The sequence below is a fragment of the Candidatus Zixiibacteriota bacterium genome, assembly GCA_040753495.1.
GTDB lineage: Bacteria > Zixibacteria > MSB-5A5 > GN15 > PGXB01 > DYGG01.
This window is the reverse complement of sequence record JBFMEF010000003.1, coordinates 1-24,187: the sequence shown is the minus strand read 5'-3', so window position 1 is coordinate 24,187 and position 24,187 is coordinate 1. Positions and strand designations below refer to the sequence as shown.

At 52.2% G+C, this 24,187-nt stretch carries 18 protein-coding genes; 6 read left to right on the top strand and 12 right to left on the bottom strand.

The window, feature by feature from the left end; all coding sequences use genetic code 11:
* Positions 1 to 478: 478 nt before the first annotated feature.
* From AB1690_00125 to ilvC, 4 genes are all read right to left on the bottom strand, one after another.
* A complete protein-coding gene (locus tag AB1690_00125) occupies positions 479 to 865 on the bottom strand; it encodes a RidA family protein (GenBank protein ID MEW6013710.1) in 387 nt (128 codons plus the stop codon).
* Between the two features lie 55 nt (positions 866 to 920).
* Positions 921 to 1,730, bottom strand: coding sequence for a hypothetical protein (locus AB1690_00120; GenBank protein MEW6013709.1), 810 nt, complete (start codon positions 1,728 to 1,730; stop codon positions 921 to 923).
* Positions 1,727 to 3,727 carry a peptidylprolyl isomerase gene (locus AB1690_00115; protein MEW6013708.1) on the bottom strand — a complete coding sequence of 667 codons (2,001 nt, stop codon included), beginning with the start codon at positions 3,725 to 3,727 and terminating at the stop codon, positions 1,727 to 1,729. The genes AB1690_00120 and AB1690_00115 overlap by 4 nt, the downstream gene beginning before the upstream one ends.
* A gap of 91 nt (positions 3,728 to 3,818) precedes the next feature.
* Entirely contained in the window at positions 3,819 to 4,802 is a 984-nt protein-coding gene (gene ilvC, locus AB1690_00110; protein ID MEW6013707.1) for a ketol-acid reductoisomerase, read from the bottom strand.
* 87 nt (positions 4,803 to 4,889) lie between these two features.
* Between ilvC and AB1690_00105 the strand changes: the two genes are divergently transcribed.
* A complete protein-coding gene (locus tag AB1690_00105; protein ID MEW6013706.1) occupies positions 4,890 to 5,549 on the top strand; it encodes a TusE/DsrC/DsvC family sulfur relay protein in 660 nt (219 codons plus the stop codon).
* Positions 5,550 to 5,718: 169 nt separating this feature from the next.
* On the opposite strand, the gene asnS is transcribed toward AB1690_00105, so the two are convergent.
* Positions 5,719 to 7,113: an asparagine--tRNA ligase gene (gene asnS, locus AB1690_00100; GenBank protein ID MEW6013705.1), complete on the bottom strand. Its 1,395-nt coding sequence runs from the start codon at positions 7,111 to 7,113 to the stop codon at positions 5,719 to 5,721.
* A gap of 346 nt (positions 7,114 to 7,459) precedes the next feature.
* Positions 7,460 to 8,410: a Gfo/Idh/MocA family oxidoreductase gene (locus AB1690_00095; protein MEW6013704.1), complete on the bottom strand. Its 951-nt coding sequence runs from the start codon at positions 8,408 to 8,410 to the stop codon at positions 7,460 to 7,462.
* Positions 8,411 to 8,751: 341 nt separating this feature from the next.
* On the opposite strand from AB1690_00095, the gene AB1690_00090 reads away from it, so the two are divergent.
* The 5 genes from AB1690_00090 to AB1690_00070 all read left to right on the top strand — a co-directional run bounded on the left by AB1690_00090 (position 8,752) and on the right by AB1690_00070 (position 13,727).
* Positions 8,752 to 9,114 (top strand): hypothetical protein, encoded by a 363-nt coding sequence (locus AB1690_00090; GenBank protein ID MEW6013703.1) that lies wholly within the window; start codon positions 8,752 to 8,754, stop codon positions 9,112 to 9,114.
* 3 nt (positions 9,115 to 9,117) lie between these two features.
* Complete coding sequence (locus AB1690_00085) at positions 9,118 to 11,361, top strand: sigma 54-interacting transcriptional regulator (GenBank protein MEW6013702.1); 2,244 nt, start codon at positions 9,118 to 9,120, stop codon at positions 11,359 to 11,361.
* A 147-nt stretch (positions 11,362 to 11,508) separates the two neighbouring features.
* Positions 11,509 to 12,198 (top strand): YggS family pyridoxal phosphate-dependent enzyme, encoded by a 690-nt coding sequence (locus AB1690_00080; GenBank protein MEW6013701.1) that lies wholly within the window; start codon positions 11,509 to 11,511, stop codon positions 12,196 to 12,198.
* A 105-nt stretch (positions 12,199 to 12,303) separates the two neighbouring features.
* Positions 12,304 to 12,909, top strand: a complete 606-nt coding sequence (locus tag AB1690_00075) for a DivIVA domain-containing protein (GenBank protein MEW6013700.1) — start codon at positions 12,304 to 12,306, stop codon at positions 12,907 to 12,909.
* Complete coding sequence (locus AB1690_00070; protein MEW6013699.1) at positions 12,906 to 13,727, top strand: purine-nucleoside phosphorylase; 822 nt, start codon at positions 12,906 to 12,908, stop codon at positions 13,725 to 13,727. Before AB1690_00075 ends, AB1690_00070 begins: the two co-directional genes overlap by 4 nt.
* A gap of 186 nt (positions 13,728 to 13,913) precedes the next feature.
* Here AB1690_00070 and AB1690_00065 read toward each other — a convergent pair whose 3' ends face one another.
* From AB1690_00065 to AB1690_00040, 6 genes are all read right to left on the bottom strand, one after another.
* Positions 13,914 to 14,405: a DUF2934 domain-containing protein gene (locus tag AB1690_00065; GenBank protein MEW6013698.1), complete on the bottom strand. Its 492-nt coding sequence runs from the start codon at positions 14,403 to 14,405 to the stop codon at positions 13,914 to 13,916.
* A 240-nt stretch (positions 14,406 to 14,645) separates the two neighbouring features.
* The gene (locus AB1690_00060) at positions 14,646 to 15,827 is read right to left on the bottom strand and encodes a metallophosphoesterase (GenBank protein ID MEW6013697.1); all 1,182 of its coding nucleotides are present in this window, start codon (positions 15,825 to 15,827) and stop codon (positions 14,646 to 14,648) included.
* A gap of 144 nt (positions 15,828 to 15,971) precedes the next feature.
* Positions 15,972 to 18,155: an alpha-amylase/4-alpha-glucanotransferase domain-containing protein gene (locus AB1690_00055; protein MEW6013696.1), complete on the bottom strand. Its 2,184-nt coding sequence runs from the start codon at positions 18,153 to 18,155 to the stop codon at positions 15,972 to 15,974.
* A complete protein-coding gene (locus tag AB1690_00050; GenBank protein ID MEW6013695.1) occupies positions 18,155 to 19,057 on the bottom strand; it encodes an MlaD family protein in 903 nt (300 codons plus the stop codon). Before AB1690_00050 ends, AB1690_00055 begins: the two co-directional genes overlap by 1 nt.
* 319 nt (positions 19,058 to 19,376) lie before the next feature.
* On the bottom strand, positions 19,377 to 20,717 hold the full coding sequence (locus AB1690_00045) for a phosphomannomutase/phosphoglucomutase (protein ID MEW6013694.1): 1,341 nt from the start codon (positions 20,715 to 20,717) through the stop codon (positions 19,377 to 19,379).
* Between the two features lie 365 nt (positions 20,718 to 21,082).
* Entirely contained in the window at positions 21,083 to 23,176 is a 2,094-nt protein-coding gene (locus AB1690_00040; GenBank protein MEW6013693.1) for a FlgD immunoglobulin-like domain containing protein, read from the bottom strand.
* Between the last annotated feature and the right edge of the window lie 1,011 nt (positions 23,177 to 24,187).

Below are 24,187 nucleotides of genomic sequence, written 5' to 3'. Positions count from 1 at the left end.
TTTTGACACGAAAAATTACGTGATGGCGACAGCGGGGAATCTGGAGAATTGAGGAGGAATTATCTAAAGAAGAGTGTTGTACTGATTTGTCGGGTCTAATCCGCCGCAGGCGGATATGACATGATGAAATCATTAGGTGCCCCACCGCTTGCGGTGGGGATAGTCTATCGCACGAATCCAGTCTATCATGCCGACCCCAAGGGGTGATGCATCAGTGCGTTTGCGCTTTTGACCAGGTCGACGCACGGGTCGACCGCTACAATTCTCGTCAGTCCCAATCTCCCTCTCCGTCATTGCGCGGAGCCACCTCTCATTGCGCCGATGGCGCAATTCCGGCGCGCGACGAAGCAATCTCTCTTCATAAGGGGAGCAGGTCGAAATTCTTCTCCGGTTTCGACACCCGAAAATGCCAAAACCCAGGAGGGACTTTGGCCTACTCGACTGGCGCCTTACCGTTCTGGGTCGCGGCGGACGTTTTCTATCCCGCCACTGCTTCGGCCTCGATTTCAACTAACATATCGGGTGAAACCAGCTGTTTGATACCGACCATGGTGCAGGCCGGTTTGATGTCGCGAAAGAATTCGCCATGAGCCTTGCCGACTTTTTCCCAATCATCGATATTGACGACATAAATGCGAGTTCGGACAACATCCTGAAGCGAGGAGCCCAGCGCCACCAGCGCCTTTTCGATATTCCTGATTATCTGACGGGTCTGCGCCGCCGGGTCATCTTTCCCGACCAGGGCGCCATCTTCTCCTGTGGCGGTGGTTCCGGCAATGAATATGGTCGAGCCGGCTTTGACCGCCCGCGCATATCCGACAATCGGTTCCCATTTAACGCCGGAGAGATAATGCTGCCTGCTCATAATATTCCTTCAATTGCATTTTCACACATTTGTCAATACTCCACTGGTATGTCCCTTACTTAAAGAGAGTATCCGATACCCCTCCGTTTACTACCGGATTGGAGTAGAGTTCTTCCGCTTTGAAATCGATGCCGATGAAGTACATCGCCTTCCCTTTACCTTCAATCTCAAATCGGGCCGGAAGCCAGAGTTGGTCATCATACGGCTCATATCGAATCGACATTTTCAGTTCTTTCATTTTGAACATGAATTGGCTGGCAAGCGAAGCCGGCTCGAAATCGACCCGGGCAATATGAAAGCTTGCAGTATCGATATAAAACAGGTAGTTGACCAGCGTATCCACCGCATCCCCATCGAATTTCTCCAGAACCGGTCGGGCTGACAGACGGTAGCAATCCAGCCCGCTGTATGGCTCTTCCGCGACCCCTTCATTTTTTATTTCAAATAATTCCCGATTGGCAGGCTTCAGCGGAGCGGCGATATCGAAGGAGATATCTCGGCCGCCGCGACGTTTTTTCCGCTCTTCCCGGTCCTTTGCGAGCTTTTTGAGGTCTTCTTTCTCTTTCATTTCGCCGTCAACATAGTAGCCAAGATATTCTTCATGATAACGGTATCTGCCCGCTTCTCCTTTTTTCAAAGAGATTTTTTTCTCGTATTTTTTTGTCTCTTTGATATTGCCGTCGCCATCGAGCCGTTTCTCGTACATGGTGGCGTCAAAGGTAAGGTCGTTGACCTTTTCGAAAGCGAGGTCATAGGTGACGGTGGCGCAATCGAGGATATGTGTCAGTTCATTTGCCTCTTCGGCAAGCAGTCCACCGGCAAACGCCAGCGTCAGAATTATAGCGGAACCGATATATTTGGTCATTTTGATTTTACCTCAATTATCCTTATAGAGCGGATGATATCGCCTCTGACTATTTTGTCGATATGCTCCATCCCCTTGACCACCTTACCGAAGAGCGTATAGCGGGCATCGAGATGGGGAGCGCGCGCCAGCATGACAAAAAACTGCGAGCCGCCGCTGTCTTTACCGGAAGTGGCGATTCCGACGGCGCCGCGCTCGAAGGGAAGATTGCTGTATTCGCATCGAATATAATATCCGGGACCGCCCCAGCCGTCGCCGTGAGGGTCGCCCCCCTGGACGACAAAAGCCGGCACGACCCGATGAAAGGTTAATCCGTCATAGAATTTCTCGCGGGCGAGTTGGATGAAATTGTGAACCGTCAGGGGCGCCACATGCGGATAAAGTTCCATATCGACCTCACCGGAGGAAAGAGAGATTACGGCGTGGGGATTACTGCTGTATTTTCTGATGAATTTTTTCAATTCTCTCTTTGACAGGACCCCATCCGGTCGCGTGATATATTCGCTTCTGTCCTGATGCAGCTTCTTTTTGTATATATCCGCTGCTTCTTTGCTGACCAGATAATCTTTGCTGAGCAGGCAGTGATAGAGAATCTCTTCGGCAAGCGAATCGACGTCGTCAGGATTAAGAAATTCCCCGGCGGCGCCGGCGATGGAGCGCTGAATATCGACCTCAAGCTGTTCCTGAGCGCGCATCATTGATTTCAGTTGCGGGAGAAACTGCCGGGCTTTCAACTGACCAATTTTGTCGATTGCCTGCGCCGCCACGGTGGCGTCGGTGTCATTGATGACGGTGTTGATATAGTAATCGACATTGACCTGGTCGATGACGCAGAGGGCATCAAGAGCGGCTCTCCGCACTTCCGGCATGCTGTCATTCAAGAGGGTGCCAAGACGCGGCTTGGCGTACTCCCCGCCGATAACCTGCAGCGCCTGACAGATGGCGGCATTGACCTGGCGGTTATCCAGTTCCAGGAGACTATCAATCAGGGCCAGGGCTTCGCCCCCCTGTATGGTGGCAAGATATACCCCCGCCGCCGCTTTGAAACTGGGGCTGGATAGAGAATCGATTTCAGAAGAGACCTGGTCGAGAATCAAGTCACTTTTCAGTCGGGTGAAACTTTCTATTAGCTGCAGTTTGAGTTTTTCATCGGTTTCCCCCTCATACTTGTTCTGAAGAAATTCCAGAGCGCTGATGCTGCCTATCGTGGTGAGTGATGATATCGCCTGCGAGACAACGCTGTTGTCGCGGTCGTTCAATCCTACCGCCGCCAGAGTGGTCTGACTGTCGTCTTTGCGCAATCCCAGCCCGCGGATGGCGGTCATTCTCACGAAAGGGTCATTGTCGGGAAGAAACTGCATATAGAAATCCCCCTGGTCGGCAATTCCGATTCGCGCCAGGGCGTAAAGGGCGGCGACACGGACCGCCCGGACCGGGTCGCTCCGTCCGATTACAAACAGTTGCTCCGAGGCCGACCGGGCGCCGGCGCGCCAGAGGGCATAGGCCGCCTGCTCGCGCACACGATGGTCGGGGTGACTCAAGAATCCGGCAACCGCCATCGGAAAGTCGGTCATTGTTGAATCGGCCAGTCGTCCCGCCGACTGTATCGCCATCGCCAGAATATCGGGCGAGGCCTCCGGCGTTTCTTCAAGAAGACGAAATGCGAACTCTTTCCTGCCGGTTATGCCGATGGCAAATGCCGCCGTTGCGGCAACATCTACTGAACTGTCTGCCAATAGTCTGAAAAGATTATCAGTTGTCGAAAAGTCGCCGATTCTTCCCAGCGCCAGCGCGGCGCGGGCGCGAATCTCCGGGTCATCATGGTTGAGATATCCGACCAGCCGGTCGGAGGCGAAGCGGGTATCTTCCAGTTCGACAATATTCGCCAGGGAATCAATCTTGCCTTCGCGAATATTAAGCAGGTCATAATAGAAAACCAGAACGACCAGGACGATCAAGAGGACCGCCAATGCCGCTCCGGCAATTTTTTTGAGCATTATTTCTCTCCCGACATCGAAATCACGATATTATGGGAGTGAATTAATGGTTTGTGGAGGAGGCGTCAACTACAAAAGTGGAGGGGACTTGTTACGGGGCGAATTTGCGTGCCGATTTCTCGAAAGCGGCCGAGCTCATCTTCCTGACGGCGGCATCGAGTCTTTTCAGGCTCTTTGGGTCCAGGGCAGTGAGACGTCGGGCGAATTTCCCGGATTTGATTTCTGCCAGGACTTTTTTCATTCGCGACTTGACCGAGCTATCGATGATTCGTCGGCCGGAAAGGATTGAGCCAATGCGAGCCGTCAAGGATATTCGACTCAGCATCCCCTCGATGCCGAACTTCTTTATCATTTCCACAATCAGGTCAATCTGGTAGGCGACTTCCAGATAGGCTTTGTCGGATGAAAGTCCCGCCGCAACCAGGGTGTCGTACCCGGCTTTTATCAACTGCGAGAGCCCCCCGCAAAGCACCGCCTGTTCGCCAAAGATATCGCCGATTGCTTCATCCGCAACGGTGGTTTCTATTAGATTCCGCCGGGCAATCCTGAGTCCATGTACTAATGACGTCAGCGTCGCCTTTGCCATGCCGGTGGCATCACGATGAATCGAATAGAAGTAAGCGACCGGTTTTTTCTTAAGATAATTCTCCCGCACCGCCCGGCCCGGCGCCAGCGGCGCCAGAAGAATAATATCGCAGTTATTCGGCGGAATGACGGTTCTGAAGTGGAGGGAGAAGCCGTGGAGAAAAACCAGGGCCGTTTTCGGTTTCAGGTATGGTTTAATATCTTTCTTGTATACTTTTCCATGCAAATGGTCCGGGAAGGCGAAGATTACGATTTGCGACAAGGCTACCGCTTTGGATACCTCGGCGATTTCCTTGAAACCGTCCCGGCGCGCTATCCTGATTGATTTCGACCGGCGCGGCAATCCGATTATAATATTATGGCCGCTGTCGCGCAGATCAAGGGCCCAGGCGCGCCCCTGGGAGCCATAACCGAGAAGCGCTATGCGGGTCTTTTTTAGTCCCGATTTCACGGAGAAAATATATATGAATTGTCCGCATTTACCAAGCAAATTTGCATCCTGGCAAGGTTTCTTATTGTGGACATCTGCGGCTATGTTTATATTGATGGTATCATACACAAACTTCGGGAGGACGTTATGAGTCAATTCTCATTCAAAAGCAAAATGTGGGAAATTGACCCGCAGGGGTTTCTGACAGATTTTCGGGATTGGGAAGAGAGTTTCGCGGAAGGGATGGCGTTGCACCTTGGCATGGTGGGCGGTCTGACCAAGGAACACTGGGATATCATCACTTCCCTGCGCGACCATTTTCACAGGAGCGGGAAATGCATGACCGTCTATGAGTGTTGCCGTCAGAACGGGCTTCGTCTCAAAGACCTTCGCCGCCTCTTTCCCAGCGGATATCTGCGGGGAGTTTGCAGACTGGCCGGCATAACCTACCGGGAGAGTCAAACCGGCAACAGCTACTCTCTGGCGGCGGCGGAGGACCTCAATAATATCTCCGCCAACAAGACCTATGAAACAGATGTGCGGGGGTTTTTGGTGCATGCCGACGAATGGGATGAGTATTTCGCCGCATTTCGGGCGCAGGATATGAAAATTCCGGGCGGGAAACTAAGTGACAGGCATTGGAAGGTAATTCATTTTTTGCGGGAGTTTTTTGAGAAGAACGAGCGGGTTCCAACGGTCTATGAGACCTGCGAAGCCTGCGGCATCGACCTGGATGAGCTGGAGCGTCTTTTCCCGGATGGGTACCATCGGGGGGCGGTCAAGATAGCGGGATTGCGGGTGCGGTAGGGGAAACTATCGGTGCGGCACGCCGCGCGGTGGGATTTGCCTGTTTAAAATGTAATGTCGACAATCCCACCGCAAGTCGCCACGGCGACCAGGACGGTGGGGCACCAAAAGACTTCTCCCTTTAGTAGAAGCGGTCATATTGTACTCCGTTCTTAATTGACTAACCTTTTCAAAACTTTGCCCAGCGGGGGACGCGCGGGAATGGGAGAACGTCCCGGATATTCGCCATGCCGGTAATATACATCAGCGTCCGCTCAAATCCGAGTCCAAACCCGGCATGCGGCGCCGTGCCATATTTCCGCAAATCAAGATACCAGCCATAGTTCTCCGGATTGAGCCCCTTGGATATCATGTTGTCCCGAAGAACGTCATAGCGCTCCTCGCGCTGGCTGCCGCCGATAATTTCGCCTATATTCGGCACCAGAACATCCATCGCTCGCACCGTCCTGCCGTCATCATTCACCCGCATATAGAAAGCCTTTATATCTTTGGGATAATCGTACACAATCACCGGCTTGCGGAACACTTTCTCGGTCAGATACCGCTCATGCTCCGACTGCATATCGATTCCCCATTTCACCGGAAACTCAAACTTCTCGCCCGATTTTTCCAGCGTCTTGACCGCTTCGGTGTACGGCAGTCGCACGAAATCGGAATCTATCACATGCTCCAGAGTCTTCACCACCTCTTTATCAATCCACTGTCCAAAGAACGCCATCTCATCTTTTCCCTCTTCCAGCGCGTAACGGAACAGATACTTAAGGAAGTCGGTGGCTATCTGCATATCATCCTCAAGCTCGGCAAACGCCATTTCCGGCTCAATCATCCAGAATTCGGAAGCATGGCGCGAGGTATTGGAGTTCTCCGCCCGGAAGGTCGGCCCGAACGTATAGACATCCCCCAGCGCCATGGCGGCGATTTCCGCCTCCAGCTGACCGGAAACGGTAAGGAAGGCTTCCGAGCCAAAGAAATCTTCATCGAAATCGATATGGCCATTTTTCATCGGCGGCTTGGACAGGTCAAGAGTGGTAACCCGGAAGAGGTCGCCGGCCCCTTCGGCATCGGAGGCGCTGATAATAGGGGTATGGATATAATAAAATCCGCGCTCCTGGAAAAATCTATGAACGGCGTAGGCGATTTTGGAACGTATCCGGTTCACCGCCCCAAAAGTATTGGTGCGGGGGCGAAGATGGGCAATCTCTCGGAGGTATTCGAAGCTGTGGCGCTTTTTTTGCAGGGGGAAACTCTGGTCGGCTTCACCGACCAGTTCGATTTCCGAGACCGTCAGTTCGTACTTTTGACCTGAGGCCGGCGATTCGACCAGTTTTCCAACTGCCCGCACCGAGGCGCCGGTGAGAATTTTCTCCAGCGCCGGGAACCCGGCCGGGTCATGCAGGACGGCCTGAAGATTCCCCATACAGCTGCCGTCATTTAACTCAATAAAAGCGACCCCTTTCGATTCGCGGATAGTCCGCACCCAGCCCAGGACAATTATGTTCTGATTCAGGGGAATTGCGTTGTCGAGAAGAATTTTCGAAATTCTGGTTCGTTTAAAATAATCCATCTTTTACCTCCGCCGGTTCGCCGCCCCTGGCCGGCAATTGCATTTACTCTATGGGGGTCGGCTGACGAACTTCCTGGATGCCTAAAGCGATAATATTAAACCATTTCGAGTCAAAATCAAGATATTTGGACAAAAGGTGCGATGGTGGATTGATGAAGGATATTATTTAGCGGAAAAAAAGAAAGAAATTGAAACAAATCTGCGGCAGTACGGTATAAATAAATAGAAATGTTGATTAAGAATCGTCGCCGATAAAGATAAAGTTTAGCACTTCCCAACCTATTACCTGCAAGGCGGCCTCCGATAAGTCATCGGAGGCGTTTTGCATTATAGGTGACAGGGTCTTTCAACTGATATTGCCAACGAGGGGATGGGAGTCGGCGGTTCTACCCGACGGTTTAGCGTCCCGTATCTGATGCGCCAGCTCCACTGACGGGCGGGCTTGCTCCAGCCCGAATCCGCGGCCGGCGAGCACCTCGCGATAGATTATCGTATGCAGGTCGGTAAATCCTTCAGAAAATTCCACTTCGGCGCCATCAATAGTAATCGAGCGATAGGTCGGCTTACCCTGGGCGCGAAGTTTTTCGGGAAGGTCATTGCTGTCAATCGAGAGATACCATTGCACGCGGGCATGGGGAAGCTCCAGGTACCCGGCAGTCTTGGTCGGAAACGAGATATGAACTTCGCTTTTCTGCACCGGTCCGAAAAGCCAGATAAGCAGGTCGAAGAAGTGGATTCCAATGTTGGTGGCAAGGCCGCCGCTGCGGTCCACCTGCCCTTTCCAGGAGACGAGGTACCATGGTCCCCGGGTAGTGATATAGGTCAGACAGATGTCGTATTTGCTCTTACTTTTTTCATTTCTGATTTTCTCTCTCAAAGCGATGAGTGAGGGATGTACGCGCAGTTGCAGGACGGTGTAGATATAATGACCGCTTTCCTTTTCCAGCTCCTGAAGGGCATCGATATTCCAGGGATTGAGCACCACCGGTTTTTCGCAGATGGCATCGGCGCCGACCCGCAGGGCAAAGCGGGCATGGGCATCATGCAGATAGTTGGGCGAACAGATACTGACGTAGTCAACCCGCTGCTCCCCTCCGGACCGACGGAGCTTTTCGATATGACGGTCAAACCGCTCAAATTCCGTAAAAAAGCGGACATCTTTGAAGAAGCTATCAAGAATGCCGACAGAATCATTGGGGTCAACGGCGGCGACGAGACGGTTTCCGGTTTCTTTGATTGCTTTAAGATGCCGCGGGGCAACATAACCGGCGACTCCGGTTATGGCGAAATTTTTCACCATCGGTTCCTCATCTGATACTCTTTATAACCTAAATCGGGATTTTGCAGTTTAATTTAATAACGGGGCAATATCTGCATAACGACGGCGCCTGTCAAGACCAGCCAAAAGAGCGCCCGCAATATTTAATATTTCTTCTATCCTGTTCATAGGACACAAGATAAGGCGACATAAGACATTGCCGGATAATGATTTCACTTGACACAATTAGAGATGGGGCATATCTTTTATATTGAGATGGGTGCTCGGCTATTTGTCCCATTATCCTTCACTTCCTTACTCTTAATAAGAGATTATTTAAATTACATAATTTTTAAACATTAAACCAAGGAGTTGGTGAAATGAAAACCAGAAAGTTTTGGGCAATCATGGCGCCGCTGCTGCTGCTTCTATTGGCAGCGCCGTCATACGGGTATTATCACCCGTTTTCCAACCGTATTGAAATCAGCGAGGCTGATGACCATCCCTGGGGTGGTGAGCTGTACAGCATTTATGACGGCGGCGGTGTCATTCAGACCAACAGCATAATGATTGGCGCGCCGTCACCTTCCATTGAATTCTCGCGGGTGGTTCCCTTCCTAAACGTGGTGCGGGGTTGGAATATCTTCCGCAGTTTAATTCTCAACGGGCGTTCGCTCACCAGTGGCGCCGTGACCACAAATGTTACCACCGTTAACTCTAACCTTATTCGCAGGGGAAATTGAACCATGAGTCTGGTTAACACCAACGACCTCGATTTCCGCATGTCCTGCCAGAAATATCTCGCCGGCCTGGTAGCCCGTAAGGACTTTGCCGAGGCGGCGCGGTATTTTGAGTCGCTTCGGGAAGTCTGGAACGACCGGACCGATGTTGACAGCGGAATAATGATGCGTCTCGGTGCCAAAGCCTACAGCTCATTGGGAGATTTCTCCAAAGCCCTTCCTCTTATAAGAACCGCTATCCTGTCGCTGGCGCAGTCTTCCGGTGATTCGGGTGAACTGGGTGACGGATATCTGACGCTGGGCGACATCTTAAGAGATATGGGGAACTACAATGAGTCTGAGAAGGCGTACCGTGACGCCGAATCGATACATCGCAGAAATGATGACATCGCCCGCGCCGGCGATGCCTTGAACCGTCTTGCCGGTATCCTTTTCCGCAAGGGTGATTTTGAAGCCTCGCTGCGCTATCTTCTGGAGGCGGTGGAGGCGGCTCGCAGAATCAACGACAACCGCCGTCTGGCTTATCTTTTCGGCAATATCGGTCGGGTCTATACCTTCCTGGGGAAGCTCTCGGCCGCCGAAGAGAATATTCGTCTCAATATTGAGCTGTCCACGCAATTCCGCGACGATTTGGAGATTGCCCGCGCGTACCTGTCGCTGGGGTATCTGCAGATGCAGAGGGAGCGTCTGGAAGAAGCGGCGGAGAGTTTCGAGAATGCTCTGGAGCTGATTCGGCGCGGAGAATTCCAGAACGAAGAGATAATTTATCTGACATATTGCGGCGAACTGGCGGTCAAAGAGGGCCGTAATGAAGATGCCGAGCGGATGCTGGAAGAAGCGGTGGCGAAGGCGGGAAAGCTGGCTCCGGAATCGCTTCTGGCGGCGCGGCCACTGCGTCATTTGGCGGAGCTCTGGGTAAGGCGCGAGAATTTCCGGAAGGCGCTGGTTTACGCCAATTCGGCGATGGCGGCGATGAAGCGGCTTGACGATGCCGTGGAAATCGGCGCCCTGCATAGAATTATCGCCGTCTGTCAGGAGGCGCTGGAGCGCCCCGACAAAGCGCGCGCCGGATATCTTGAATCAATTGAACTTCTGCAGGAACGGAAAGCCAAATTCGAATTAGCCGAATCTCTGACGGTCGCCGGAATCTCGAGTCTTTTTGAGGCGGGGAAGAAGCTGATATACCTCTGTCGCGCCGAGGAGATCTATGCCGCTTGCGGCATTGCAGTCAAAGCCGAAAAAACGCAACGTCTGATATCATCGGTGCAGCCGAATAGCAAGAATAGTTCCGGCGGAGAGATTATGTCGGCGGAAACGACAGTCGGATTTCCGACGCGTAGCCCGCGGATGGAGGGGATTGTCAAGCAGCTCCATCTTCTGAAAAGCTCTCGTCTGCCGCTCCTCCTGACCGGCGAAACCGGCACCGGCAAGGATTTTATGGCGCGGTATTTTCATTCAATTGCCCGTCCTACCGGACCGTACCTGGCGGTGAACTGCGCTGCCGTGCCCGACACCCTGATTGAATCAGAACTGTTCGGGTACCAGCGGGGGGCATTCACCGGCGCCGATAACAATCGTCGCGGGCTTTTTATGGCGGCCAACCGGGGTGTCCTTTTGCTTGATGAAATCGGGGAGTTGCCGTTGTCGTTGCAGGCAAAACTGCTCAGCATTCTCGAGACAAGAAAACTCCGCCCCCTGGGGACGTCGGAAGAATTCGAACTTGACCTGATAGTCATAGCGGCAACTAATCGCGACCTGACCGAGATGGTGAAGGCGGGGCTTTTCCGCTCCGACCTGTATTATCGTCTGGCAGGAATTGCGGTAGAAATCCCGCCCTTGCGGGAACGGAAGGAAGATATTCCTTTCCTGCTGGAGTTTTTTATGCGCCGTGAAGGACTGCTGTCAGAGGGAGACCGCCCGTCGGCGGAGTTGGTGCGGCAATTTCTCGGATATGACTGGCCCGGGAATATCCGTCAGCTGGAAAACAAGGTGAAACAACTGGCGGCATTGTCGGCGATGGCGCGTGACGGCTCCATAGCGGAATTAGCCCGTTCCTTTTTCGACACCAGGCGGGAGGAGACGGCAAATTCGCTTTTTGAGCAGGTGGAGAAGTTTGAGAAACGTCTTCTGATGGAGGCGCTGGCGGCGGCCAACGGCAACAAATCGGAGGCGGCCCGGATTCTCTCTATCCACGAGTCGACTCTTCGGGCAAAAATGAAACGGTACTGTCTCGAGACGACCGTCAATTAACGCCGCGAATCACAGGTAAATGAAGGGCGAGGACTTTTCTCGCCCTTTTTTAATACTCATTTGCAGCGGATCGCTCTAAAACATTTCCCTTGAATTGCCTTCCTCTTTGCAATTACTTAAGATGTCGATTAACAAGAGGCGTCGGTTTTGTATAAATATATCGAGCAAAGTATAAAGAATGTTCGGGCTCGGGTCGCCGCGGCGGCGAAGAAGGCCGGACGGCAGGAAAGCGATATCGCCATAGTTGCTGTCGCCAAAACCTTTCCTTCGGCGGCCATTAAGGCGGCGGTCGGTTACGGCCTGGGCGATATCGGGGAGAGCCGGGTGCAGGAGGCGGAGCAGAAAATTAAAGAACTGGGGCAGGTTGCCCGCTGGCATCTGGTGGGGCATCTCCAGACCAACAAAGCGGCCAAGGCGGTAAAGATGTTCGATATGATTCAGTCGGTCGATTCCCTGAAACTTGCCGAAGCGATGAACCGCGCCGCCGAATCGGAAGGGAAGAAAATCGATTGCCTGGTGGAGATAAATTCCTCCGGAGAACTCTCGAAATTCGGCGTCAGACCGTCCGATGCGGAACGTCTTATCGAAGATATCCTGGAACTTCGGCATATCTCCTTGCGCGGTTTGATGACAGTCGGTCCCCTTACGGAGAGCGAGCCGGTACTGAGGGCCTCCTTCCGGATGACCCGAAAAATCCTGGAGCAGGGACAGGCGCTCGCTGGCGAGAAATTCCATATTCTTTCGATGGGGATGTCGGGCGATTTTGAGACGGCGATTGAGGAAGGAAGCAATATGATTCGTCTCGGCTCGGCGCTGTTCGGGGAGAGGAAGAGGTAACCGAGCGATACTTGTCAAGGAAAGCCGCAGCGCGCCGCCGAAGGTTTAGACAATGGAGACTAAGTGATATGAAATTTAATTTTAATTCAAATAAGAAGGTGCCCAATGGAATTATCCCCCAATGAAATCCGCAATCAGAGGTTTTCGCAGGCGTTCCGCGGATACAACAAGACTGAGGTTGACGCCTTTCTGGCAGGAGTGGCGACCTCGCTGGAAGAAGCCCGGGTGCAGGCGATAAAACTGACCGAGGAAAAAGAGGCGCTGACGCAGCGGTACCAGGAGTTGAAGAATATCGAAGAGACAATTAAAATGGCGGTGGTGGAAGCGCAGCGCGGGGCGGAGCTGATGTTGTCCAACGCCCGGAAAGAAGCCGACCTGATTGTCGCGGAAGCGCGGCGGCGGCGCGATGAGATAATTGAAGAACGTCACCGAAAAGCGGCCGACCTGGAGCGGCGACTGGAAGAACTGGAATTCACGAGGCGTTCTCTTTACACCAAGCTTCGCGCCGATATCGGGGCGCATCTGAAACTTTTGGAGAATCTTGACCCGTTGAAAGCGAAAGCGGACTCTCCCGTTTCAGCCGCGAAAAGTGAAACACCCCAGAGGGAAAACCCGCTGAGCGATATCGACCGGATTGTGGAGCAATTCCAGATGGAAACGGGCCTCGCGCCGAAACCGGAAAACCCGAACAACCAGGGAGAGCAGCAATGAGCGATTTGAAGACAATGATAGATGAAGCGACCAGATTTATTCGGACCAAAACCTCCCTCGCTCCCGAAACAGGCATTATCCTTGGCACCGGGCTTGGCTCCCTTGCCGATGGGATCGAGGTCGCCGCAAAAGTTGAGTACGGCGATATCCCGCATTTCCCGGTTTCGACCGTCGAGTCGCATGCCGGACGGCTTCTCTTTGGAAAACTGAAAGGGAAAAACGTTGTCGCCATGCAGGGACGGTTTCATTATTACGAAGGGTACTCACTGCAGCAGGTGACCTTTCCGGTGCGGGTGATGAAAGCGCTGGGAGTCAAGACTCTCATTGTCTCCAACGCTTGCGGCGGTCTTAATCCGCAGTTCAACCGCGGCGACATTATGATTATTACCGACCATATCAATCTGCTGGGGAATAATCCCTTAATCGGGCGCAATGATAATTCCATCGGCGACCGCTTTCCCGATATGTACAACTGCTATGACAAGGAGTTGGTGAGAATGGCGGAGAATGCGGCGCTGGAATTGAAGATTCCGGTGCGCAAGGGAGTCTATGTGGCTGTTGCCGGGCCTAATTTGGAAACGGCGGCGGAATACCGATTCTTGCGGACCATTGGAGCCGATGTGGTGGGGATGTCAACGGTGCCGGAGGTGATAGCGGCGCGACATCAGCAGACCAGAGTTTTGGCGTTTTCAATAATTACCGACATGGGGCTTCCCGATGCCCTGACCGCCTGTTCCCTTGATGAGATTATCGCCACCGCCAATAAAACCGAGCCGAAACTGCGGGCATTGATTGCGGAGTGCGTGGAGAGGCTGTAGCGGGGGAGTAGGCCGAAGTTAAATCGACAAAGAGTCGACAACGGTGCCCCACCGCTTGCGGTGGGGTAGTATATAGTACGGATTCAGTTTGTAATAACCCACCCCAAGGGGTGGGGCACCAGTGGATGATTGAAAGTGCGGATATAGTTTTGCAGGAACCCACCCGTCTGGTCGCCCGGGCGCGCCTCACTCTTTCAGACGCATCTCCGCCTGATGCACGAGCCGTTCCGCCTCCAACCAGTCGGACATATCGTTCCCGCCCGAAAATCCTCTTTGCTCCGCCAGAGCATACGCCAGTTTCTCCACCAGAAGTCGCGACTGCTCCGGGTTGGGCACTCCAAACAGCACCAGTTCCGCCCGTGAGCCATCTTTCGATTCTATCACCAGAATCTTATCGCTGTTGTCGGTATCTTTCTGAAGGAAAACTGATTCCGGTTCTTTGATGGTCAAAATCGGCGCCAGAATTTTCTCCGGGTCCCAGAGCCCGGTGAATATCTGGAGACCGCTGATTGCCCGCCCCGTTTTCTCCAGTGATATGCCGAGGAAGGGAAGATTCTCGGCCAGGATGCGGGAGTGATTTTCTCTTTCGACGATGCTTATATCCAGTTGACGATACTGATTTGACGAGTTAAAACTCTTGCAGAATTTTGCCCAGCTGTTACGTTTAATCTCTTTCATTACCAACCTCCTTGTTTGGTCATTCCTTCCGAGCTCATCAAAGGATGTCCAGTTTTACAGGAGTAAAGAATCAGGGTTAATCGACCTCACGCTATTTTTTAGGATACATTAACTCTTATACCTTATTTCACGAAAATGGCAAGCAAAAAATCTGGAAATCAGCATGCCTCTTTTTGCTGAAAACGCGATGGCGGAGAGAAAGACGATAAGAATAGAAGTTATCTTATTGGGAGTGAAAAACTAAGCCGAGCGGCGCAGTTCGATAACAGGGGCTTCGGGCGGGCAGCCGAGACGGAAAGGGAACCAGTGTCCAATACCGGAGGAGAGGTACATCTGGGAATTCCCTTTTTGATAATGACCCCAGAGATACCGTCCGGGCATAAACGGCGCAAAGAAACTTCTTCCGGCGACCCCCACCTGTCCGCCATGGGTATGACCCGACAGTGTCAAATTTATCCGGTAATCGGCGGCGATATCAAACCCTTCGGGACGATGAGTCATCAGTATCTTAAAGCCATCGGAGGGGGCGCCATCGAGCGCCGCCGTTATGGTCTTGTGCAGAAATGCGGAGCCGTCACGGCGCAAGAATTTGGGGTCATCAGCCGCCGCCAGATATAGGGGTGTCCCTTTTATATCAAGCGTGATGCCGGAACTTTTCAGAAGCGGCACCGGGCTCCTGGCGAAAATCTGATGTACTTCGTTTATGCCGCGATAGTACTCATGATTCCCCAGCGACGCAAAGGTGCCGTACGGCGGATTCAACTCAGCCGCCATCTTCAGCGTATCGGGCAGCAAGGCGAGGTCATCGGCAATATCGCCGGTCAGGAGAATTATATCGGGATGATACGGTTCCGCCGCGAGCAGTATCTCTTCAAAGTCATCGAGCATTTTGTAGATACCGAGATGCGAATCGGTCAGATGAAGAATTCTGAGTCCATTCAATTCCGGGGGAAGGTTCGGAAATTTCATCGGCAAGAGATAAACATTGGTTCCCTGGAATGCCCGGGCGATTCCGCCGCCTCCGGTGGCGACAGTGACCAGGGGAAGAGCCGCGGCGGCGCCTTTCAGGAAAACTCGCCGGTCGCGATTGAAGGTTTCTGCCGGATAGACCGCCTGTCTGGCTCTTCTTCTCTCCATCAGGCGATGGATGAAATTCAGAATACCGGAGAAGGGGAGCGAGAGGGTCAGACCGAGGAGAAGCACCAGCGAGCCGGCCGCCATTACCGACCCGACCCGTTTCAGCGGTTCGATATCAAACCGATGCGCCGAAAACCAGACCGCAATAGAGAGAAGCCCGAAGACCGGAACCAGATAAGCCGCGACCCGAACCGCCTTATGTTTCCACCAGACCTTGTTGAAGAGCCGGATAAAGAGAATCACCAGGGCGGAAAAGATGGTCAGAACAGTCAAAGCAAAAAGCATAATAAAACTCATAGTGTCTAATTTATACGATTTCAGGCTACCATGCGCCGTCTATAAAATATATGACATATACGCCGCGGGGATTGTTCCAAAAAAGTAAAGTATAAGACAGACAAAAACTTATGGGCGGCGAAACCGGTCAGCTCAAAATATCGCTCCGGCCTGGGTGGTGACAAATCGTTTCGGTATATAATCGAGCGGTCCGGCAAAGGTAAGAAATGTTATTTCGAACCGCTGCCCTTTCATCAGATGAAAATTGAATATATGCAAGAGCGTGGTTCCCTGGTACACTTTTTCAAACCCTCCCTCGGACAGGGAGATAGTAAATATCGGCACCTGCCAGACTTCGGCCGGTTTGTCGAGAGCGAGGGCGACAGCGAGGCGACGATAGTCATCACGCATGATTGTCGTGTAGCAGTTGGGAGTGACAGCAGCTGAATCAAGGAAACTGTTTTCCTTGCGGGCGCCGTCATAAATCAGATAGCGGTCGTCGGCATGCCCGGCCTGGAAGTTGAAATTATTCTCAACCGCGAAGCGGATGTTGTAGATATCATCTCTTTCGGAATAGAGGCAGTAATTGACCGAGAAGACATCGGAGTCATCGGCGAAGTAGAATACTTTTTCCACGGTCAGCTCTTTGATACCTTCGGCGCGCCAGAGATGTCCGTTTCGTTTCAGGCTGACAATATTGCTCGCCCCTTTCTTGTCGGATTCATATTTTCCGAGCGCAAAATCCCCCTCTTCGTTAAAATGGCCCGACTGAAAGAGGTCGATATCGGCATGTTGAGGGAGGAAGTGGTCCACAAATGCGCGCCGGCTGTACCAGTCATCGGCAAGCAACTTGTCGAGTCCGAGCTCTTTGGTCAAGACCAGGTCATGAATCGATGCGGTCTGGTCTTCTTCGGTCTGTTGCGAGTCAAGTTTCGCCTTAGCCAGTTTCCAGTGATACCCTTCCTTGCGCCTTTTGAGCGTGTCGGAGAAATTGAATTTGCCGTCGTAACTGTCCAGTTCGAGAAGCATTCCGCCGACCGACGGTTTGAATATCACCGCGAATTTCTGGGTTCGGACCACAACCTCATCATGGCCGTCACAATCAAAGTCGTAATTCTTCCGGCTTACCTGGCGACGCTCCGACTCTGTAATAATTTTCTCCGCCTCAATCAGGTTCTCATAAATGGCGGCGCGCAGATGGGGAAGGTACAATCCCCCGAATACTCCGTGCCAGTAAGGGCAGTTGCACTGCCCGGCGTAGAGACGATGTCGGGCTTTTTCAATCAGGTCGGTACGGTCGGGAAATTCCCTGCTGAATTTATCCAGGGTGTCGGAGACCGCCAGCATCCGTTTGTGCATCAGATTGGCTTCTTCATATTTGGCAAGAAAACCGCGCCAGTGTCCGCCGCGGACATACCGCCCGTACTGCTCCATCTGTCCATGCATCTCCAGCCAATGCTCGAAATCTTCATATTCGGCGAAGGCTTTCGGCGGCAGCGACCAGTGGAGCATTTCGGCGTAGGAAGCCGACGGCAGATAGGCTCGTCCCACCGGCTCGCTCTGCGCGGCATCACCCAAAGTGCAGATTTCCAGCCAGCCGGAGTTCTCCTGAAGCGCCGTGAAAAACTGTTCCAGCCAGCCGTCATCATAACAATGCTGATGAGTCTTGGGCCAAACGCCGAATTTCTCGCCGTCATCGGCATAGATAGCAAGACCGTTGGGATTGCGCTCCGCCTGCCGCATCAGTTCGGTCATCACCTTCTCCACCGTGCCAAACGGTATCAGGTAGCGCAGTTTTTTCTGAATCGGAAGAAGCCTGACGGTGAGACCTGATTCCTCCGTTACAAAGATTCCGGTCAGGTCGCTCAGTTCAAAGCCGGCGTAAAGAAAATGGGTGTCGTCAATCGGAAGATACATGACTCCCGCCTCATTCAGGATTTTGGGCAGATGCGGCTCCCAGACCCGCTCGGTCAGCCAGAGACCCGAGGGGGAGGCTCCAAAGCGGTCGCTGAGATATTGATTGAGAAGGGCAATCTGCCCCAGTTTGTCGCGGTCGGGGATGGAGGGCAAAATCGGCTCATAGAAACCGCCGGTCATAAGTTCAATCTGCCCGCGCGCAATCATCTGACGCACCGTATCGAAATATTCCGGATGATGTTTCTCCTGCCAGTCCCAGAGAATGCCGGACTGATGGAGCGAAAGACGGACATTGGGGAATTTTTCGAGCACTTTCAAGAACGGCAGATATGCCTGAGTATGGGCTTCTTCGAAAACCGAATCGAAGTTGCCGACCGGTTGATGATTATGCAATCCTATCGCGAGTCTGAATTTTCCCATTAGAATATCCTCACCGTAAGGCCTATATATTTTTTTGGATTGGCGCGGATGTCGCTCACCAGTTCATCTATATTGTTGGCGGTTCGTCGCAGGTCATCATAAAGCCGCCGGTCTTCCACCAGCATCTGCAGGGTGCCGTTGCCGCTGTCGAGTTTGTTGGCGAATTCGCGGGCGGTGGCGGCAACCTCGGTCAGGTCATCGACCAGCAAATCGATTTTTTTGCTGCTTTTGTCGAAGCGGGTCATCATCGAATCGACCCGGCTGGAATTATTGACGGTCAGTTTCCTCAGTTCTGAGGAGGCTTTCAGGAAATTCTCCGCCGCCTGGTCCAGTTTATTGTTGTTACGTTTGACGTAGTCGTTAAGAGAGCGGGAGAGTTCCTCGAAATTACTGACGGCGCCGGTGAATTTGTTCAGGTTGGAGTCGGAGCCGATAGAGGTCTTGAAAGAATGCACCAGTTGCCGCAGTTCATCAATCATCTCTCCCATCATCCCCATCACTTCCGGGATACCGGTATCGTAGTTTCCGATAATGGGGCGCATCAGGTCGTGCTTGTTGGATGATTTTCCGGGGCTGACGGCGACAAACCGCTCCCCCATCAGGCCGATATTTTTGATAGTGACGGTGGCGTCTTCCTTGAGGAGGACATCATTGCTCAAAACCAGCTCGACCAAGACGCCGTTTTCGGCGAGACTCAGGTCGCGGACTTTCCCTTTGCGGATGCCGGAGACCATAACCGGGTCCCCTTTGGCGAGCGACCCGACCTCGGTGAAAACGACCGAAAAGCGGTAGTTCTCTTTACCGTAGCGGTATCCCTGAATCCAGATTATGGCGCCGACGAGGATAACCAGGGCGGCGATAATGAGGAAACCGACTCTGAGTTCTACATTTTTAGAAGGCATAGTATATCATTCAATAGTTCGGTAAGTTTGCCGAACAGTTTAACTTACAAAATTGAGGAGGGAATGGGTAGGGGGAAATGGGGGGGGAATTTCCGTCAGGAGGGACTCCTGACGGCGCAATTTAAACTGTCGCCAAGCAGGTATAGAAGATGCAGACAACAGCTAAGGAACCCACCTTGACAGACTTCCTTATCAACTTCACATCAGTCTTCCCTTCTATATATTAGGAGTGCGGCTCACAATGCAATATTTCTACTCTCTGACGGGGCCTGGGTGCTTCATCCAAAGGCTAAGATTTTTCTGAGGTAAGGAAGTCCGATCACGACCGGATTATCTTCAATATCTCCTCAACCATCTTCTCCAAAAGCCCCTTGGAGTTGGCTTCCACGTTCAGACGAATCAGCGGCTCGGTGTTGGAGGGGCGGAGGTTGAACCAGAAATCAGGATACGAAACAGTCAGGCCGTCAAGACGGTCCTGCTCGCCATCAGAATAATATTTGGCAACGGCTTCAATTTTCTCGGTCGCCGAATCGACCCGGCTGTTAATCTCGCCGGAGCGGAAATAGGGGTCAATCTCTTTGATTTTTTCGTGAAGCGGTTTGGCGGAGCGGCTCAGAAGTTCCAGCGCCACGAGAAAGGCAATCAGCCCGGAATCGGCGAACCAGTTGTTGCGGAAATAGAAATGCCCGGAATGCTCGCCGCCGAAAATGGCGTTATGCTTTTTCATAAGCGGTTTAATAAGGGCATGCCCCACGCGCGTCTTGAGCGGCCGCCCCCCTTTGCGCTCGATTAGCTCCGGCACGGCCCGCGAGCAGATAAGATTATATAGAATCGTTTCGCCCGGATTTTTGGCGAGCAAATTATCGGCAACCAGGGCGGTGGTCATATCGCCGCCGACCTGCTTGCCGTTTTTGTCAACCAGGAACATCCGGTCGGCATCGCCATCAAAAGCGACCCCGAAATCGGCTTTTTCCTCGGCGATTTTCTTCTGCAATTCGACTAAGTTTTCCAATTCGATAGGTGAGGCCGGGTGATTCGGAAAGGAGCCGTCGAGTTCAAAAAAGAGCGGGACCACTTTGAGCGGAAGACGCTCGAAGACCGGCGGCAGAGTGGCGCCGGCCATGCCGTTGCCGGCATCGACCACAATCTTGAACGGCTTGATGACCGAGATGTCGATAAAGGAGAGGCAGTGCTCAGCGTAGTCGGCGGTGATATCTTTTCTGACGATATTCCCGCGCTGGGGGGATTTGATGACAATATCGTTTTCGAGGGCCTCTTTGACCTTGTCGAGCCCTTCCTGCCCCGAAAGAGGAAGCGCCTCTTTTTTGCAGACTTTGAATCCGTTGTACTGTTTCGGATTGTGGCTGGCGGTAATCATAACGCCGCCGTCGTAGCCGAATTTCCCGACGGCGAAATAGAGGCCATCGGTGGAGACCAAGCCGAGGTCGATAACATCGACACCGGCGTCGGTGATGCCGCGGGCGAGGGAATCAAAGAGGATATCGGAGGAAACGCGCATATCGCGCCCGACCGCGATAGCGGTCGGCTTAAGGTAGCCGCAGAGGGCGTTGCCGATACGGTAAGCCAGTTCTTCGTTCAGTTGTTCCGGCACCGTGCCGCGGATATCGTAGGCTTTGAATATGGAAGTGTCAAATTTCATAAGTTCTCCCTGCTCCGCTATGGCGGAGACTGCCCGTGGCGGAGATGATTAATTAATATATTGAATGACATAGGTTAAAGTCAATTGTAATCGCATTAGGCGGTCAAAATTGGATTAAGCAATCATCTCTCGATATATCGTCAGACAGGGGGAGAAAATGAAACAGAGGGGGGAATTTTCCGTCATTGCGAGGTGCGACGAAGCAGTCTCTCTTCGCAGGTCGAATCCCTTGTGGATTCGACATATCATGCCGCATTGGTGCCCCACTCCTTGGAGTGGGATTATCTATTGTACGAATTTGCTCTTAAAAAACCCAGCGCGAGTCGCCGCGGCGACCAGGACGGTGGGGCACCAAATTGACGCTTTCACTTCAGCAACACCATCTTCTTCGCGCCGATGAAATCACCCGCGGTGATACGGTAGAGATAGATGCCGGTAGCGACAGAGCGGCCGGCGTTATCGGTGCCATCCCAGATGACAGTATGCGAGCCGGCCTGTTTCTCGCCCAGTTCGAACTCTTTCACTGTCTGCCCGAGGAGGTTGAAAATTGTGAGGGTGACGTTCTCTTTGCGGGGCAGGTCGAACTGGATTTCGGTGCTGGGGTTGAAGGGATTGGGGTAGTTCTGGTGAATGCGGAAATTCTCGGCGAGGATGCCATCGCCGTCGTCCGGGACATCGGTGGAGGGCATGGTCCAGATGGTATCAACATACGATAACTCAGAGCCGTCCGACCGACAAAATTCGAAATCGAAATATGCCTGTTTGATAACGTACTGGGTGCTCGGTTCCAGGTCTCTTATAACATATTCGTATTCGAAGTACTTGAGGAAACCGTCATGAGTGAGTTCATCTGGATAGTAGGCGTGGAGCGAGTCAATGTTGAAGGTGGACGGGTACGGTTGATATGGATAGAGTTTGTGAATCAGAAGCGGGTCGAACAGGTTTGAGTTATTGGCGCAGACCGGCAAGAAATAGAAGAGAGAATCGAGCCAGTGGAGAGCGAGTGCGGTATCAGGCGCACTATATTGCATCGGGTCAGAGATGCTGTAAAGCGCTTGAGTCTGTTCCCGGGTGAATGGTACATCAGTATAGACCCAGACGGAGTGCTCAAAATTCCAGATCAGTTTCCAGAAGTCTTCTTTATCGTACTCTGCCACCTTAATAATGCCGGTAGCCTGGGGAATCATATAGGAAATACTGTATCCTTCGAAGTCATTATATCCCAGTCGGTAGTCTAACCGTGTTTCCGGTACCAAGCCGTTCCAGCGGACTCTGACATCAACATCATTTTCTAATGTCAGTCTCAACGATTTGCGATAAGGGGATATTTGCGGTACTTTCAGGTCGGGAACGCCATCACCTTCGTAGAAAATGGTATCCTGGTCAGGTTCGACACCGCAGAGATAATATTTGCCGGCGTAGCCATCGCTGTCGGTGTCATAGCCGGGTATGTCATAGAGCCATTTTGCCTGAAGGGCGTTGGTAACGAATTCATCGAAATTGAGCTGGTCGGCATAAGCCTGCGGCGAGTATGGGTCAAAGAGGTTCTCGAAAGCCTCGCAATCGGTGTGAAAATTCTCGCCGGCCACATAGGCGAAAGCGAACGGTGCCGACTCGCCGGGCATAATATCGAAAGGACCGAAGGAGAGGAGATACCTTGTGTCGGTACCGTCGGCCAAATTGTCGGAGTATGGAGGAGGCGCGAGCCAACCTTCGGAGGAATGGTCGACAGAGGTAAAGAGCTGATCATAGTCGATTTCGGGATGGCTCATGATATAGTACTTATTCCGGTCGCCTTCCGGCGTGCCAAGAAATCCGCCGAAATCGCGCATAGGATATTCGACCGTTCCTTGCTTCCTTGGTCCCCAATCAAGCCCCGCGTTCGCATTCGATATCCACCAGTTGAAAGAGAAATTCGTCGTCTCACCGGGTGTAGCAAGGAGAAGAATACCTGTCACCGATGTCAGTGAAGATGCATTCTCATACGGACATGGATCGGAAGATTCCTGGCGGCCGTCATTATCAGCAATCCAAGCAAGGTGGACAGAATCGGTGAAAGAACAGGCAAAAGACAGCTGAATATCTTGTTTCAGCCCGCAAATATCGTCCTCGAAACCGGTCGATGTGCTTTTGAGCTTTACATCACCGTCGACATAATATCCGATATAGACATCTTCCAGAATTTCTGCTCCAATGTTCTTAATATTAAAATCGAAGATGACAAAGTCATCAGCTTCAGGATTGCTCCAGGCATAGCTTTTCTGCGTAACTTCCAGTTTCAGGGGAATATGTGGCCTACCTTCAAATGGGTCCGGGAAGACATAGGGTGGATTTGTAAGAGTGTCGGTATAGATTGCTATATAATCTTGTTCGGAAACAGCACCGGAGTCATCTTTAATATTTGATCGGATTCTAATTGCCCCCTCGGGGCATGTTTCCGGCCACATTTCTTTTGTCATCTGCCAGCCGTCTATGCCTACACTGACCAAGGTGTCACTACCGACAATCGCGCCAATCCATAGCGAACCCAAAAAGAGATGTTCCTTCTCACTGGGATAAGGATACTGGCAGGAAGGCGGAAGATCATAAGGAAAGTCTGGCTGAATTATTAGACCCGAGCCAATAAAGCCGATATTCGTTATGGCAAGCGCCATTCTGCCTACGTCATGGATCAATCCTTGCGAGCAAGGTTCGGTCGTTAATTTCTGCCCGGTCAACTTTGGCGACCGCGGCGAATAAAGATTCCGCCCAGATGCAGAAGCGGTGATTAACATGACCATCACAATCAGTATGAGTACAACTGAATCAAATGAAAGAATTCTTGGCTTACAAATTGGAACATTGGAGTTCATAGATTCCCTCCTTAAAGCGGCGGATAGAATTCCGCCCCTGAATACTATACAATCTAATCCATATTTAGAAATTGTCAATCAATCTCCCTATTACCTATCCGATTGACAGATAACCGCCCCAATTTGTGTAATGGAAACTTGGAGTTTTTCCTTGTGAAATTATTCACACATCAGGGTTGATATTTGGGGCGGATTGAGTTATAATTTATCATCGGGCAGATGTGGACATCTGCCGCGCACAGAAGCATCGGGCAGATGTGGAGATCTGCCGCGCACAGGTACTGGATTCCCCCGCCACAGGCGGGCAGGCGCCTGCGCGGGAATGACATGGAGTCAGGTTCACCCGCCAGGGCGGGCAAGCAGGAACCTGACCTACCATGCATCGTAAAGGTCGACCCATCTGTGGACCTAAAAATCGGGCGAGCGCGCAGGTTCGCCCCTGCAAAGATAGGTACGAGAAGGATGAGACCCTTCTTAGGTTTCGACAATCATTTGCGGTGCCCCCCGATTGGCGCACGCAGACACAAAATGTCAAAACCCAAGTCGCACACGGCGACCAGGGAGGGATTTTGACCTACAAAATAAATACTACAAGTCAGGTTGCTTATGAGACGATTA